We start from the raw sequence: 14214 nt of genomic DNA, 5'->3' as shown, positions 1-14214 counted from the left end.
CCGGCCCCGCCGCGAGGTTTCGCGAAGGCTAGAGCGCCTTCGGGTCGCCCTCGTGGAACCGCTTGCCGTTCACGGCCTCCGACACCCCGACCTTGTCCAGGTACGGGGTGATGCCGCCCGTGTGGAACGGCCAGCCCGCGCCGGTGATCAGGCACAGGTCGATGTCGGCGGCCTCGGCCACCACGCCCTCGTCCAGCATGATCCGGATCTCCCGGGCCAGCGCGCGCAGCGCCCGGTCCAGGATCTGGCTCTCCTCGGACGGGCTGTCGCCACCGCTGAGCAGCTTCTTCACCTCGGGGTCGATGGTGAAGTCCGGGGCGAAGATCTCCGTCCTGCCCTCCTTGACGATCTCACCCAGCTCGGCGGAGACCGCGAAGCGCTCCGGGAACGCCTCGTGCAGCGTCTCGGACACGTGCAGCGCGACCGCCGGACCCACCAGCTGGAGCAGCATCAGCGGCGACATCGGCAGGCCCAGCGGCGCCACCGCGCGGTCGGCCACCTCGGGCTCGGTGCCCTCGCCGACGGCGGCCAGGACCTCACCCATGAACAGGGTGAGCAGGCGGTTGACCACGAACGCCGGGGCGTCCTTGCACAGAACCGAGGTCTTCTTCAGCTTCTTGCTGACGGCGAAGGCCGTGGCCAGGGAGGCCTCGTCGGTCCGCTCGCCGCGGATGATCTCCAGCAGCGGCAGGACCGCGACCGGGTTGAAGAAGTGGAAGCCCACGACCCGTTCGGGGTGCCGGAGCTCGGAGGCCATCTCGGTGATGGACAGTGAGGAGGTGTTGGTGGCCAGGATGGCCTCGGGGGAGACCACGGCCTCCACCTCGGCGAACACCTGCTTCTTGACCTCCATCTTCTCGAACACGGCCTCGATGACGAAGTCGGCGTCGGAGAAGGCGTCCTTGGTCAGCGAACCGGACACCAGGGCCTTGAGGTGGTTGGCCTTGTCGGCGCTGATCCGGCCCTTGCCCAGCAGCTTGTCGACCTCGCCGTGCACGTAGGCCACGCCCTTGTCCAGGCGCTCCTGGTCCAGGTCGGTCATGACGACCGGCACGTCCAGGCGGCGGGCGAACAGCAGCGCCAGCTGACCGGCCATCAGACCGGCGCCGACGACGCCGACCTTGGTGACCTTGCGGGCCAGCGACTTGTCCGGGGCGCCCGCGGGGCGCTTGGCGCGCTTCTGCACCAGGTCGAACGCGTACAGGCCCGCCTTGAGCTCGTCGCTCATGATCAGGTCGGCCAGGGCGTCGTCCTCGGCGGCGAAGCCCTCGTCGCGCGTGCGGTTCCTCGCCTCGGCGACCAGCTCGACCGCGCGGACCGGCGCCGGTGCGGCGCCGTGCAGCTTGCCCTCCAGGGTGAACCGGGCCATGTTGACCGCGTTGTCCCAGGCCTCGCCCCTGTCGACCTCCGGGCGCTCGACCGTGACGTCGCCCTTGACGACCTTCGCGGCCCAGCGCAGGGACTCCTCGACGAAGTCGGCGGGCTCGAACATCGCGTCGGCGATGCCCATCTCGAAGGCCTGCGTGCCCTTGAGCACCTTGTTCTGGGCGAGCGGGTTGTCGATGATGACCTTGAGGGCCTTCTCGGCGCCGACCAGGTTGGGCAGCAGGTAGGTGCCGCCCCAGCCGGGTACCAGGCCGAGGAAGGTCTCGGGCAGCGACAGCGCCGGGACGCCCGAGGAGATGGTGCGGTAGGTGCAGTGCAGCGCCACCTCCACACCGCCGCCCATGGCCGCGCCGTTGACCAGCGCGAAGGTCGGCACGTCCAGCTCGCCGAGCTTGCGGAACACGTCGTGGCCCAGCTTGCCGATGGCGTGCGCCTGCTCGCGGTTCTGGAGGGCCGGGACGCCGGTCAGGTCCGCGCCCACGGCGAAGATGAACGGCTTGCCGGTGACGGCCACGGCCACGATGTCGGTGCGCGCCCTGGCCGCCTCGATCGCCGCGTCCAGGCTGAGCAGCCCGCCGGGGCCGAAGGTGTTGGGCTTGGTGTGGTCGTGCCCGTTGTCCAGGGTGATCAGGACGGCGGTACCCGCACCGTAGGGGAGTTCGACGTCACGGGAGATCGCGTTGGTGACGACCTCGTCGCTGAACAGCTCCCGAGCTTGCTCGATCGCGGTGCTCACTTGCCCCCCTCGTAGTTGGTGTTCTCCCACAGGACGGTTCCGCCCATGCCCATGCCGACGCACATGGTGGTCAGGCCGTAGCGGACGTCGGGACGCTCGTCGAAGTGACGCGCGAGCTGCATCATCAGGCGCACGCCCGAGGAGGCCAGCGGGTGGCCGAGGGCGATGGCGCCGCCCCAGGGGTTGACGCGGGCGTCGTCGTCGGCGAGGCCGAAGTGCTCCAGGAAGGCCAGCACCTGCACGGCGAAGGCCTCGTTGATCTCGATGAGGCCGATGTCGTCCATCGAGATGCCCTGGCGGGCGAACAGCTTCTCGGTGGCCGGGACCGGGCCCACGCCCATGACCTCGGGCTCCACACCGGCGAAGGAGAAGTCGACCAGGCGCATCCGGGAGGTGAGGCCCAGGTCCTGGGCCACGTCCTCGGCGGCCAGGATCGCGCCGGTGGCGCCGTCGTTGAGACCGGCGGCGTTGCCGGGCGTCACGTTGCCGTGCGCGCGGAACGGGGTCTTCAGGCCGGCCAGCGACTCCATGGTGGTGCCGGGCCGCGGCGGCTCGTCCTGGGTGGCCAGGCCGTAGCCCTGTTCCAGGGAGCGGACGAGCACCTCGACCAGGTCGGGCTGGATCTTGCCGTCGGCGTAGGCCTTGGCGACCTTCTCCTGGCTGCGTACCGCGTAGGCGTCGGCGCGCTCCTTGGTGATGGAGGGGAAGCGGTCGTGCAGGTTCTCGGCGGTGTTGCCCATGACCAGCGCGGACGGGTCCACGAGCTTCTCGGAGAGGAAGCGCGGGTTGGGGTCGACGCCCTCGCCCATGGGGTGGCGCCCCATGTGCTCGACGCCGCCAGCGATGACCACGTCGTAGGCGCCGAAGGAGATGCCCGCGCCGGAGGTGGTGACGGCGGTGAGCGCACCGGCGCACATGCGGTCGATGGCGTAGCCGGGGACGCTGCTGGGCAGTCCGGCGAGGATCGCGGCGCTGCGCCCGATCGTCAGGCCCTGGTCACCGATCTGGGTGGTGGCGGCGATGGCGACCTCGTCGACGCGCTCGGCGGGCAGACCGGGGTTGCGGCGCATCAGTTCGCGGATGACGCGCACGACCAGGTCGTCGGCGCGCGTCTCGGCGTAGAGGCCCTTGCCTGACTTGCCGAACGGGGTGCGGACCCCGTCGACAAACACGACATCGCGGGCAGTTCGCGGCACGATGGCCCCTCCTTCTCCAAGGGGTGGATGGACTCGTCGCGTCCATGCTACTCGCCAGTAACAACTGGTGCGAGCATGTGACCCCGGAATTTTCCCGGGGTCGCGGCTCAGGGAGAACCACAACCATCGGCGGTTGCCGCCGCCGTCCCGCACGCGGTTGGCTTGGCGTGCATTCCAGGGCAGGAACGACATCGGGGGTGGCCCGTGGCATGTCCGGACGCGCGGGACCCAGGCCACGCGGCGCGGCTCCGATCGGCGCCCAAGGCGCCGCTGCGGCGGCTGTGGGAACACGCCAGCCCCCACTGGCGCGTGCTCGTCCTGGGCGCGGTACTCACCTTCCTGGGCGGTGTCACCAGCCTGGCCCAGCCCCTCCTGGCCAAGTACGTCATCGACGCCCTCGCCGCGGGGGACCCCATCCTCGGCCCGGTCCTGACCCTGACCGCCGTCATCCTCGGGGGCGCCCTCGTCGGGGCCCTGGGCGCCTTCCTGCTGGAGCGCACCGGTCAGAGCGTCGTGCTCGGGGTGCGCCGGAACCTGGTCGGCCGTCTGGTCCGGCTGCGCGTGGCCGAGGTCGACCGCCTCAAACCGGGCGACCTCGTGGCCCGTCTGACCGCCGACACCACCCTGCTGCGCACCGTCGCCACCAGCGGCATCACCAACCTGTTCACCAGCACCGTGCTCCTGCTCGGCGGCATCGTGGTCATGGCCGTGCTGGACTGGCTCCTGTTCCTGGTCGCGGCCGGGATGATCATCGTGGTCGCCCTGCTGATGGGCGTGGTCCTGCCCCGGATCGGCGCCGCCACGCAGGCGGCCCAGGCCGCGCTCGGCGAGATGGGCTCGCGTCTGGAGCGGATCTTCGGCGCCTTCCGCACCGTCAAGGCCTCCTCCTCGGAGGAGGCCGAGACCGCCCGGCTGGACGCCGCCGCGGTGGAGTCCTGGCGCAGGGGCGTGGCGGTGGCCGGGTGGACGGCCGTGTCTGGCACCGCCACGTGGCTGGCCGTCAACATCGCCTTCCTGAGCATCCTCGCCGTCGGCGGGGGACGCGTGGCGGCCGGGGAGTTGCCCGTCTCCTCCCTCATCGCCTTCCTGTTGCTGCTCTTCTACCTCATGGAGCCCATCAGCACCCTGACGCAGTCCGCGACCGAGCTCCAGACCGGGCTGGCGGCCGTGCGCCGGGTGGACGAGGTCGCCGACCTGGACCGGGAGGACACCAGCCCCGGCACCGCGCCCGCCGGAAGCCCCGGGAACCCCGCCTCGGTCGTCTTCGACGACGTCGTCTTCCGGTACCACCCCGACCTGCCGACGGTGCACCACGGTGTGAGCTTCGAGGCCTCCGGATCCGGGCTCACCGCCCTGGTCGGTCCCTCCGGCGCGGGCAAGACCACCGTCTTCTCCCTGGTGGAGAGGTTCTACGACGCCACCTCCGGCAGCGTCCGCCTGGACGGCACCGACGTGTGCGAGTGGCCGCTCGCGGCGCTGCGCGCCCAGATCGGCTACGTCGAACAGGACGCCCCGGTACTGGACGGCACCCTGCGGGAGAACCTGCTCATGGCCGCTCCGGAGGCCACCGGGGAGGAACTGGAGGAGACCGTGCGCCGCGCCCGCCTGAGCGACCTGGTCTCCCGCCTGCCCGAGGGGCTGGACAGCGCGATCGGCCACCGGGGCGTGACGATCTCCGGAGGGGAACGCCAGCGGGTGGCCATCGCCCGCGCCCTGCTCCGGCGCCCCAGGCTGCTGTTGATGGACGAGGCCACCTCCCAGCTGGACGCCGCCAACGAGGGCGCACTCAAGGAGGTCATGCTCGACGCCGCCCGCCACACCAACGTCATCGTGGTGGCGCACCGGCTGTCCACGGTCACCAGCGCCGACCGGATCGTGGTCATGGACGCCGGGCGGGTCCGCGCCGTGGGCACCCACGAGGAACTGGTGGCCACGGACGGGCTCTACCGTGACCTGGCCGCCGGGCAGTTGCTCACCGCGTCCTGACACGCCCGTGGGCCGGGGGTGAACCCCCGGCCCACGGAACGGTGTTCCGGTCGCCGCCCGACCCGGCGGTCCCGCGGACCGCGGCGGGCTACAGCAGGGCGCTGGCCTCGCGGTGGCGGCCCGCGGCGTTGTAGGCCCCCGCCAGGTCGCGGCGCAGCCGCAGGGTCAGCCGCCGCACCTCCGGGTCGCCGGAGGAGTTCAGCGCCACCCGGTAGGCGTCGCGCAGCACCTCCGCCGCGTCGTCGGGACGGCCCGCCTGCGTGTAGGCGCGTCCCAGCCGGTGGTGCACCGTCAGGGTGTCCAGGTGCCCCTTGCCCAGGCGGCGGCGCCGTCCGGCCAGGACCATCCGCAGCTGCGCGATGGCGTCCTCGTAGCGCCCCGACATGCTCTGCGCGGCGCTCAGCCCCAGCCGCAGCTCCTCGCGGCGCTGGGTCGAGGCCACGTCCTCGATGGCCCGTTCGTAGTGCGCCACGGCCGCGTCCAGGCGACCGCTGCGCCGGTAGCAGACCGCCAGGCGCATGCGCGCCTCCACGGTGTCCTCGTCCGAGGAACCGAACTGGCGCTCGCGCTCACGCAGCAGCATCTCCCACTGCCCCGCCGCGTCCGCGGGACGGCCGGCGTCCTCGTAGGCCCAGGCCAGGTTCTCGCGGATGATCTCGGTGCGCGGGTGCTCCTCGCCGAAGACCGCCACCGCCTCGGCCAGCGTCAGCTCGAACTGCTGGACGGCGGCCTGCCGACGCCCCATCTGCGCGTACTTGGTCGCCAGGTTGTTGCGTGCGGTGATCGTGTCCGGGTGTTCGGTGCCCAGACGCTCCACCAGGGACCGCAGCGTCCGCTCCAGGGACGCGGCACGCATCCCGGCGGTGGGGACGGGCGCCTGCGCGGTCCCGGTGACCGTACGCGTCGCCGCCTCCTCACGCTCCTGGGACAGGGACTCCCGCTCCTGGGGCAGGGACAGCGGCTCGGTGGGCGCGCCGCCCACCGGGGCCGGGCTCGGCACGGGCACCTCGGTCACCTGCTCCACGGGCTCCACGGGTTGTTCCTCGCGCGAGGGCACAGTGGTATCGGCTGACCGGGTCCTGGCCGCCCCCGTCAGCCCGGCCTCGCGCAGCAACGCACGCCAGAACGACAGCACAATCACCACATTTCCCTGATCGCGCGCCGCGGCCCCAAGCCTGCGGCGTCACACCCGTTGGACATCGTGCACCCGGAACCTCAGGGCACGTTTCTATAACTTAATCGGACACGGGGCTACGGAACAGGCATCAACCGCCCCCAGGGGGTGGTGACTTCGCTCACGTTTGGGTTTATCGGGTGAGAGGAGGGTAAGAGGCTACGCTTTCTCGGCGGTTCGCAGCGCTGTGGCCAGGGGTTCCGCGGTCAGTGAGACCTGCCACTCCCGGGCTCCGCGTTCACGCAGGAACACCCCCACGGAGTCGGGGTCCACGGTCTGCGGCGGCGCCCACGCCAGCCGGCGCACCGTGTCCGGAAGCAGGAGGTTCTCGGTCGGCATGACGACGTCCTCGGCGATCCCCGTGACCGTGGCCCGGGCAGCCTCCAGCCGCCGGGCCGCGTCGGGGGCCCGGTCCGCCCACCGGTTCACCGGCGGAGGCCCGTCACCGGGGGCGTTGGGGCGGGGCAGCTCCGTCTGCGGCATGTCCCGTGCACGGTTGACCGCCCTGATCCACGTGGTCAGGTAGCGCCGCGCCAGCTTGATCCCGAACTGCCGTATCCCGGCGAGCTCCGCCGTGGTGCGCGGCATGGCCGTCGCCGCCTCCACGATCGCCGCGTCCGGCAGCACGCGGCCGGGCGAGATGTCCCGCTCCTGGGCGACGCGGTCGCGCTCGTACCAGAGTTCGCGCACGACGGCCAGGGAGCGCTGGTTGCGCACGCGGTGGATACCCGAGGTGCGCCGCCAGGGGTCGGGGCGCGGTTCCTTGGGCGGTGCGGCCAGGACCGCGGCGAACTCCTCGCGGGCCCACTCCAGCTTCCCCGTCTCCTCCAGTTCGGTCTCCAGGGAGTCCCGGAGGTCGATGAGGATCTCCACGTCCAGGGCCGCGTACCGCAGCCAGTCCTCGGGCAGCGGACGCTGGGACCAGTCCACGGCCGAGTGCTCCTTGGCCAGCCGCAGGTGGAGCAGCCGTTCCACCATGAAGCCCAGGCCGACCCTCTGGTAGCCCAGCAGCCGACCGGCCAGCTCGGTGTCGAACAGCTCCTTGGGGCGCAGGTTGACCTCGGTCAGGCAGGGCAGGTCCTGGTGCGCGGCGTGCAGGACCACCTCGGCGTCGCCCACGGCGTCGTTCAGCGCGCTCAGGTCCGGACAGGCGACGGGGTCGATCAGCGCCGACCCCGATCCCTCGCGTCGCAGCTGTACGAGATAGGCGCGCTGGCCGTAGCGGTAACCGGAGGCGCGCTCGGCGTCCACCGCCACGGGACCGGTCCCGGAGGAGATCGCGGCGACCACACCGGCCAGTGCTTCGGCGTCGGAGGTGACCTCGGGCAGGCCCTCGCGCGGTTCCCGCAGTAGGGGGGCCCTTTCGGCGTCGTCGTCGTTGCCTGGTTCGCGGGGTTCTGTCTTGGAGTTCAACGCGTTCGCCACACCACTACGGTATGCGCTGTCGCCACCGGACGCGGATTCGGACCGCTCGGGGATCCGGAGTGGGGGAACCCTCCGGTCAGGGGCGGGAGCGCTTCCCGGTGATGTCGGTGACGTCCAGCGGGGGCAGGCCCGCGGCGGAGGACAGCAGCGCGGACCACGCCTGGACGTGCCCCGACAGGTCGTCGGACTCCGGTGTCCAGGAGGCACGCATCTCCACCTCGGTGGTGGCGCCCTGGTCCGCCTTGGTGCCGAACCCCTCGGTGGTGGCGCGGGTGACCGTGCCGCTCAGGGTGTGGTGGGAGGCGCCGCCGGCCTCCAGGGCGTCGGTCAGCCAGCTCCAGGCGACCGGACCGAGGAGGGGGTCGGTCGCGATCTCCGACTCCAGTTCGGAGTTGACCTGGCAGACCAGCCGGAACGGCCCAGGCCAGTCACGGGTGCCCTCGGGGTCGTACAGCACGATGAGTCTCCCCCAGGCGACCTCCTCTCCGTGGACGGTCACCTCGGCCGAGACCGCGGCTGAGTGGGGGGCGAGTCGCTGGGGCGCGGGGATCTCCCGGACGGTGATCTCGGGGCGCAGGAGGGGTGAGCGCAGGGCCTCGACCGCTCGCCGGAACGTCTCGTGTGCGTCCTCGGCGCTACCGACATCGGGCATGGTGGAAACGTCAGCCTTCATTCTGGGGTGATCACGTCTCGGCGGGGGGTTGTCTGGACATGCTCCGCCTCCCCGCCACAGGCAAGAGGGTGGGCACGTGAAAGACCGTGGCATGAGTCACGGGCCGCGAGTCGGAGTTCGCCCGGCGTGTCGGTGTTTTGTGATGATCTTGGAACCGTGCCGCCGCAGAGCGTGTCGCCCGGCCCCCCGACGGTCCGACGCACCGACGCCCCGCCTCACGCGCGCGGACCGGACGGGTCACGGGTTCGGCGATCCGAGTGGGAGCAGCGGGGAGGGCATGGCACGATCGAGGGGTGACGCTGCAAGATTCTCCATTCCTCCGCGCCTGCCGGCGCCTTCCCGTGTCCCACACCCCGGTGTGGTTCATGCGCCAGGCCGGGCGCTCCCTGCCCGAGTACCGACGGGTCCGCGCCGACGTGCCGATGCTTGAGGCCTGTGCGCGCCCCGACATGATCACCGAGATCACGATGCAGCCGGTGCGCCGCCACGACGTCGACGCCGCGATCTTCTTCAGCGACATCGTCGTCCCGCTCAAGGCCATCGGTATCGACCTGGACATCAAGCCCGGGGTCGGCCCCGTGGTCGCCGATCCGATCCGGGACGCCACCGGTGTCAAGCGGCTGCGCGAGATCGAGCCCGACGACCTGCCCTTCATCACCGAGGCGGTGGGACAGCTGGTCGGTGAGCTGGGTGACAAGCCCCTCATCGGCTTCGCGGGCGCCCCGTTCACCCTGGCCTCCTACCTCATCGAGGGCGGTCCCTCCAAGAACCACGAGCACACCAAGGCGCTCATGTACGGCGAGCCCGAGCTGTGGGACGAGCTGATGCGCCGCCTGGCCACCATCACGCTGGGCTTCCTGCGGACCCAGGTCGCGGCGGGCGCCAGCGCCGTCCAGCTCTTCGACTCCTGGGTGGGCGCGCTGAGCGCCGAGGACTACCGAGCCTCGGTGCTGCCCTACACCTCGTGGATCTTCGGTCAGCTCGGTGATCTGGACGTGCCGCGCATCCACTTCGGCGTGGGCACCGGTGAACTGCTCGGCCTGCTCAGCGAGGCGGGAGCCGACGTCGTGGGCGTGGACTGGCGCGTTCCCCTGGACAAGGCGGTCCAGCGCGTGCAGCCGGGCACCGCCCTCCAGGGCAACCTGGACCCGGCCACGCTGTTCGCCCCCTGGGAGGTCGTCGCCGAGCGCACCCGCGACATCCTGTCCCGGGGCCGTGCCGCCGACGGCCACATCTTCAACCTGGGCCACGGTGTGCTGCCCAGCACCGACCCGGACGTGCTCCAGCGGCTCACCGCGTTCGTCCACGAGGAGACCGCGGTCTAGCGAGGGTCGTAGTCCTTCCCGCCCTCTTCCGCGATGGCACCGGATCGGGGTCGACGGAGTGGAAAGGGGGCGCTGCGGCACCGCCGGCACCGTGCCGCCGTCCTTCCCGGTCCCTTCCGGTTTTCGCCCACCGGCCCGGACCCACGGACCACGACGGCGCCCGTCCCTCCCGGGAACGGGCGCCGTACGGGTCAGCCCGCGTCCTTCGGCGGCTCCTCCCCGGATCCGCCGGGCGGGTCCTCCCCGGGCTCTGGGGAGGTGCCACCGTGGTCGGGAACACCGTCCGCGCGCGGGTGCGCCTCGGGGCGTCCCGTGCCGCGCGCCGTCTCGTCAGGCTCCGCCGTGTCAGGCGCCGCCGCTCCGGGGCCCGTACCCTGACCGCTCCCGTCGGACCCGGTGGTCCCGCCCGCTCCGGCGGATCCGACGCGCTCCACGGAGCGCGTCGACTCCGCACCGTCCTCCCCGCCGCGACGGGAGCGCCCGCCCCGGCGCGAGCGGTACCACCACAGCGGCCCCGCGCCCAGCACGGCCACGGTCACCACGAACGGCAGCAGCCAGCCCACGGCCACGGCGACGCCCTCGCCGAACGCCACCAGCGCGCGCCAGCCGCGCTCCAGCCCGCCGAGGAACCCGACGGAGTCGCTCCCGGTCTCCTCCAGGTAGGTCTCCGGGGGCACCAGGGTCAGGTGCACCGTCGAGTACGTCGTCTGGTTGCGCAGCGTCTCCAGCCGCGCCTGGAAGGCCTCCAGTTCCGCCTGGCGGTTCTGGATCTGGCCCTCGACCTGGAGCAGCTCCTCGACGTTCTCGGCCTCCTCCAGATAACCGCGCAGCGTCTCCAGCGCGGCCTCGGCCGAAGCGACGCGGCTCTCGACGTCCGCCACCTCCTCGGTGACGTCCTCCACCGACCGCTCCAGGTTGGACCGGTCACCCAGCGCCGACAGGTCCTCCAGCGCCCCCTCGTAGTCGTCGCCGGGGACGCGCAGCGTCAGCGTGCCCTCCGGGGTGCCGCCCTGGGGCGTGGACACCGTCTCGGAGGCGACGTAGCCGCCCGTGTCCAGGGTCAGCTCCTTGGCGCTCTCGACCGCCTCGGGCACGTCGTCGACCCGTACCGTCATGTGGGCGGTGTGGACCAGTTGCCGGTCGCCGACCTCCACGTCGGAGCCGACGCCCGTCCCGTCGCCGCCCTCCTCGCCGCTTTCACCGCCGCCCTGCTGGCCGTCGGCCTGCTCCTCGGTGAGCGCTCGCCCCTGGGAGTCGGGGGCGACGGCGGCGGATTCGTTGGAGCCCGCACCGCCGTCGCTGGTGGTGAGGGAGGAGCATCCGGTGGCCAGGAGGGCCGCCAGGCCCGCGGTGAGCAGTGTCCCGGCCACACGCCGGATCGGAGGGAATGCTGGAGTAGCCATGCCCCTTGGACGTGCCCCGTCGGGGACCCGTTTCCGGCGTGTGGTAACGACCGGGCAACGGTGGCGGTCCCCGCGGTGGGACGGCGCCACACCCCAGGTCCGACCCGCCCCGACCCGGTTCCGGCGCCGACACCAGGCCAAGGACGGGACCCCGGACCGGAGGCGCGCCCACCGCCGTCACCACGCGCCGCGCCCGGACCGTGCCCGAACGCGATCCATGTCACGGAGCGTCGTGGGGGCGGCGGATCACTGTGACCCGCGTCATCTGGGAAGCTGGAGACATGCCTGAAGCACCGCACGTCGTCGTGGTCGGCGGCGGGGTCTCCGGACTCACCGCCGCGCACCGTCTCAGGGGTCTGGGCGTGACCGTCACCGTGGTGGAGGCCACCGACACCCCGGGCGGGAAGCTGCGCGCCTCCCCCGTGGCCGGGGTGTCCGTCGACGCGGGTGCCGAGGCGGTGCTCGCACGCCGCCCCGAGGCCCTGGACCTGTTCTCCGAACTCGGTCTGGACGACCGCGTGGTGCACCCCGGCCCCGGCGCGGCCGCCGTCTACAGCCGAGGACGGGTGCGTCCCCTGCCCAAGGGACAGCTCATGGGCGTGCCCGGCGACCTGCGCGCACTCGCCCGCAGCGGTGTCCTCTCCCCGGCCGGTACCGCACGCGCCGGACTCGACCTGCTGCTCCCGCGCACGCCGGTGCGGGACGACGTGTCCGTCGCCGCCTACGTCGGAGCCCGCATGGGCCCCGAGGTCGTCGACCGCCTCGTCGAACCCCTCCTGGGCGGGGTGTACGCGGGCCGGGCCGACCGGCTCTCCCTGGAGTCCACACTCCCGCAGATCGCGCCCATGGCCCGCCGCGACCGTTCCCTGATGCACGCCGTGCACACCAGCCTCCGGGGCAGGGGAGCGGCGCCCACCAGGCCCGGGCCGGTGTTCGCCTCCCTGCGCGGCGGTGTCGCCGAACTCGTCGGCGCCCTCGCCCGGGAGTGCTCCGACGGTCTGCGCGTGGGCTCCCGGGTCCGCGCACTGCGACGCCTTCCCGAGGGATGGCGGGTCCACCTGGACAGCAACGAGCGCATCGCCTGCGACGCCGTCCTGCTCGCCTGCCCCGCGCCGGAGGCCTCCCGGCTGCTCGCCGACCACGCGCCCGGTGCCTCCCGCGACCTGCGCGGGGTGGAGTACGCCAGCATGGCCCTGGTGACCCTCGCCCTGCCCGCCTCGGCCTTCCCCGAGCCGCTCACCGGCACGGGGTTCCTCGTCCCTGCGGGGGAGGGGCTCACCATCAAGGCCGCCACCTTCTCCAGCAACAAGTGGCCCTGGCTGGCCGAGGAGCTGGCCAGGGTCAACCCCGGCGACGACCTGGTGGTGCTGCGCTGCTCCATCGGCCGGTTCGGCGACACCGCGGCCCTGGAGCGCTCCGACGAGGAGCTGGCCGCGGCCGCCGTACGGGACCTGGCCACGGTCACCGGTATGTCCGGGACACCGGTGCAGACGAGGGTCACCCGTTGGACCGAGGGGCTGCCCCAGTACACCGTCGGCCACGCCGCCCTCGTCGAACGCGTGCGCGCCGACGTCGCCCGCAGCCCGGGCCTGGGGGTGTGCGGAGCGGTCTACGGCGGCGTGGGGGTTCCCGCATGCGTCGCCGACGCCCACCAGCAGGCCGAGCGTCTGGTGGACGCGCTTTCGACCAACAGTCAGACCAGCGGCGGCGACGAGGCCGCCGGAACGAATCAGCAAGGAGTCAACCCGTGACGGGCCAGCAGAACGAATCCGTCAGCCAGGACGGCCAGGACGGTACCGACCCCAACTCCCTCATCCGTTACACCATGTGGTCGGTCTTCAAGGTCGGGAGCCTCGACGGGGTCGACCGCGCCGCCGCGGCCGACGAGCTGGGCACGCTTCTGGACAAGGCCGCCGAGCGGGGGGTGACCACCCGGGGCAGCTACGACGTCCAGGGCTTCCGCGCCGACGCCGACATCATGTTCTGGTGGGTGGCCGACACCCCCGAGCAGGTCCAGGACACCTACACCGCCTTCCGGCGCACCCGCGTCGGCCGGGTGAGCACCCCGGTCTGGTCGGTCGTGGGACTGCACCGACCCGCCGAGTTCAACCGCGGCCACGTGCCCGCGTTCATGGCGGGGGAGGAGCCGCGCGAGAACCTGTGCGTGTACCCGTTCGTGCGCTCCTACGAGTGGTACCTGCTGCCCGACGACGAGCGCCGCGCGATGCTCGCCGAGCACGGCAGGATGGCCGGGCCCTTCCCGGACGTGCGCGCCAACACGGTGTCCTCGTTCGGCCTCAACGACTACGAGTGGCTGCTCGCCTTCGAGGCCGACGACCTGCACCGCATCGTGGACCTGATGCGCCGCCTGCGCGGAGCCAAGGCCCGTCTGCACACCCGCGAGGAGGTGCCCTTCTACACCGGTCGCCGTAAGAGCGTCGCCGAGCTGGTCGAGTCCCTGCCGTAGCCGGGGGTCGTGCGGCCCCCCGTTCCGCCCGCGGGAGGCGCTGGGAGGCGCTCCGTGTCGGGGCGGGCGGTCCCGCCGCCGCACACGGCCCCCGTTCGGGCGCCCGAACCGGGGGACGCGAACCAGGGGACACACGGGGGCGCCCCGGGGAAGGACCTTCCCCGGGGCGCCCCTTCGCGTGCGTCGTGTGTTCAGTCCCGTCGGACGCCCGTCCGCCGGGTGGCCAGGACGTAGAACGGGATCGTGAGGATGAAGCCCAGGACGGCGATGCTCATGAGGTAGATGAGCGCCTGCCCCGCGGGCAGCCCCATGCCCCAGGCGGCCATGAGGGCGACCCCGGCGGCCAGGACGCCCAGTACCGCGTAGGCCTTGCGCCCGCGCGGCTTGGGGTACTCCATCCGGCTCACCATGAGCCAGGAGATGAGCAGCACGGCCGTCATCCC

At 72.4% G+C, this 14214-nt stretch carries 11 protein-coding genes (1 of these 11 only partly in view); 4 read left to right on the top strand and 7 right to left on the bottom strand.

What is annotated here, in order from left to right:
• Positions 1 to 28: 28 nt before the first annotated feature.
• Positions 29 to 2122 (bottom strand): 3-hydroxyacyl-CoA dehydrogenase NAD-binding domain-containing protein, encoded by a 2094-nt coding sequence (locus D455_RS0120610; protein WP_017572586.1) that lies wholly within the window; start codon positions 2120 to 2122, stop codon positions 29 to 31.
• Positions 2119 to 3318, bottom strand: a complete 1200-nt coding sequence (locus tag D455_RS0120605) for a thiolase family protein (RefSeq protein ID WP_026122832.1) — start codon at positions 3316 to 3318, stop codon at positions 2119 to 2121. The genes D455_RS0120610 and D455_RS0120605 overlap by 4 nt, the downstream gene beginning before the upstream one ends.
• A gap of 204 nt (positions 3319 to 3522) precedes the next feature.
• On the opposite strand from D455_RS0120605, the gene D455_RS0120600 reads away from it, so the two are divergent.
• Positions 3523 to 5304 (top strand): ABC transporter ATP-binding protein, encoded by a 1782-nt coding sequence (locus tag D455_RS0120600; protein WP_026122831.1) that lies wholly within the window; start codon positions 3523 to 3525, stop codon positions 5302 to 5304.
• 88 nt (positions 5305 to 5392) lie between these two features.
• Here D455_RS0120600 and D455_RS0120595 read toward each other — a convergent pair whose 3' ends face one another.
• The 3 genes from D455_RS0120595 to D455_RS0120585 all read right to left on the bottom strand — a co-directional run bounded on the left by D455_RS0120595 (position 5393) and on the right by D455_RS0120585 (position 8555).
• Entirely contained in the window at positions 5393 to 6439 is a 1047-nt protein-coding gene (locus D455_RS0120595) for a tetratricopeptide repeat protein (protein ID WP_394296648.1), read from the bottom strand.
• Positions 6440 to 6637: 198 nt separating this feature from the next.
• Positions 6638 to 7903, bottom strand: a complete 1266-nt coding sequence (locus D455_RS0120590; RefSeq protein ID WP_017572582.1) for an HRDC domain-containing protein — start codon at positions 7901 to 7903, stop codon at positions 6638 to 6640.
• Between the two features lie 76 nt (positions 7904 to 7979).
• A complete protein-coding gene (locus D455_RS0120585; RefSeq protein ID WP_017572581.1) occupies positions 7980 to 8555 on the bottom strand; it encodes a DUF3000 domain-containing protein in 576 nt (191 codons plus the stop codon).
• A 320-nt stretch (positions 8556 to 8875) separates the two neighbouring features.
• Between D455_RS0120585 and hemE the strand changes: the two genes are divergently transcribed.
• Positions 8876 to 9901: a uroporphyrinogen decarboxylase gene (gene hemE / locus D455_RS0120580; protein WP_083922337.1), complete on the top strand. Its 1026-nt coding sequence runs from the start codon at positions 8876 to 8878 to the stop codon at positions 9899 to 9901.
• Positions 9902 to 10092: 191 nt separating this feature from the next.
• Here hemE and D455_RS31165 read toward each other — a convergent pair whose 3' ends face one another.
• The gene (locus tag D455_RS31165; RefSeq protein ID WP_051064678.1) at positions 10093 to 11304 is read right to left on the bottom strand and encodes a DUF4349 domain-containing protein; all 1212 of its coding nucleotides are present in this window, start codon (positions 11302 to 11304) and stop codon (positions 10093 to 10095) included.
• A 281-nt stretch (positions 11305 to 11585) separates the two neighbouring features.
• Between D455_RS31165 and hemG the strand changes: the two genes are divergently transcribed.
• Entirely contained in the window at positions 11586 to 13055 is a 1470-nt protein-coding gene (hemG, locus tag D455_RS0120570; protein WP_017572578.1) for a protoporphyrinogen oxidase, read from the top strand.
• Positions 13052 to 13771: a hydrogen peroxide-dependent heme synthase gene (gene hemQ, locus D455_RS0120565; protein ID WP_017572577.1), complete on the top strand. Its 720-nt coding sequence runs from the start codon at positions 13052 to 13054 to the stop codon at positions 13769 to 13771. The genes hemG and hemQ overlap by 4 nt, the downstream gene beginning before the upstream one ends.
• 191 nt (positions 13772 to 13962) lie before the next feature.
• On the opposite strand, the gene D455_RS0120560 is transcribed toward hemQ, so the two are convergent.
• On the bottom strand, positions 13963 to 14214 hold the 3' portion of the coding sequence (locus D455_RS0120560; protein ID WP_026122828.1) for a CDP-alcohol phosphatidyltransferase family protein. It continues 552 nt past the right edge of the window; only the last 252 of its 804 coding nucleotides appear in the window; its start codon lies off the right edge, out of view; it ends in the stop codon at positions 13963 to 13965.

Origin of the sequence: Nocardiopsis halotolerans DSM 44410 (genome assembly GCF_000341065.1) — a bacterium.
GTDB classification, from domain to species: domain Bacteria; phylum Actinomycetota; class Actinomycetes; order Streptosporangiales; family Streptosporangiaceae; genus Nocardiopsis; species Nocardiopsis halotolerans.
Note: the sequence above shows the minus strand (reverse complement) of the source record. Positions and strands in the feature narration are given on the sequence as shown.

Coding starts and splice junctions, on each gene's coding strand:
- D455_RS0120585 (WP_017572581.1), bottom strand. CDS start 8,555: ATGCCCGATGTCGGTAGCGCCGAGGACGCACACGAGACGTTCCGGCGA.
- D455_RS31165 (WP_051064678.1), bottom strand. CDS start 11,304: ATGGCTACTCCAGCATTCCCTCCGATCCGGCGTGTGGCCGGGACACTG.
- hemG (WP_017572578.1), top strand. CDS start 11,586: ATGCCTGAAGCACCGCACGTCGTCGTGGTCGGCGGCGGGGTCTCCGGA.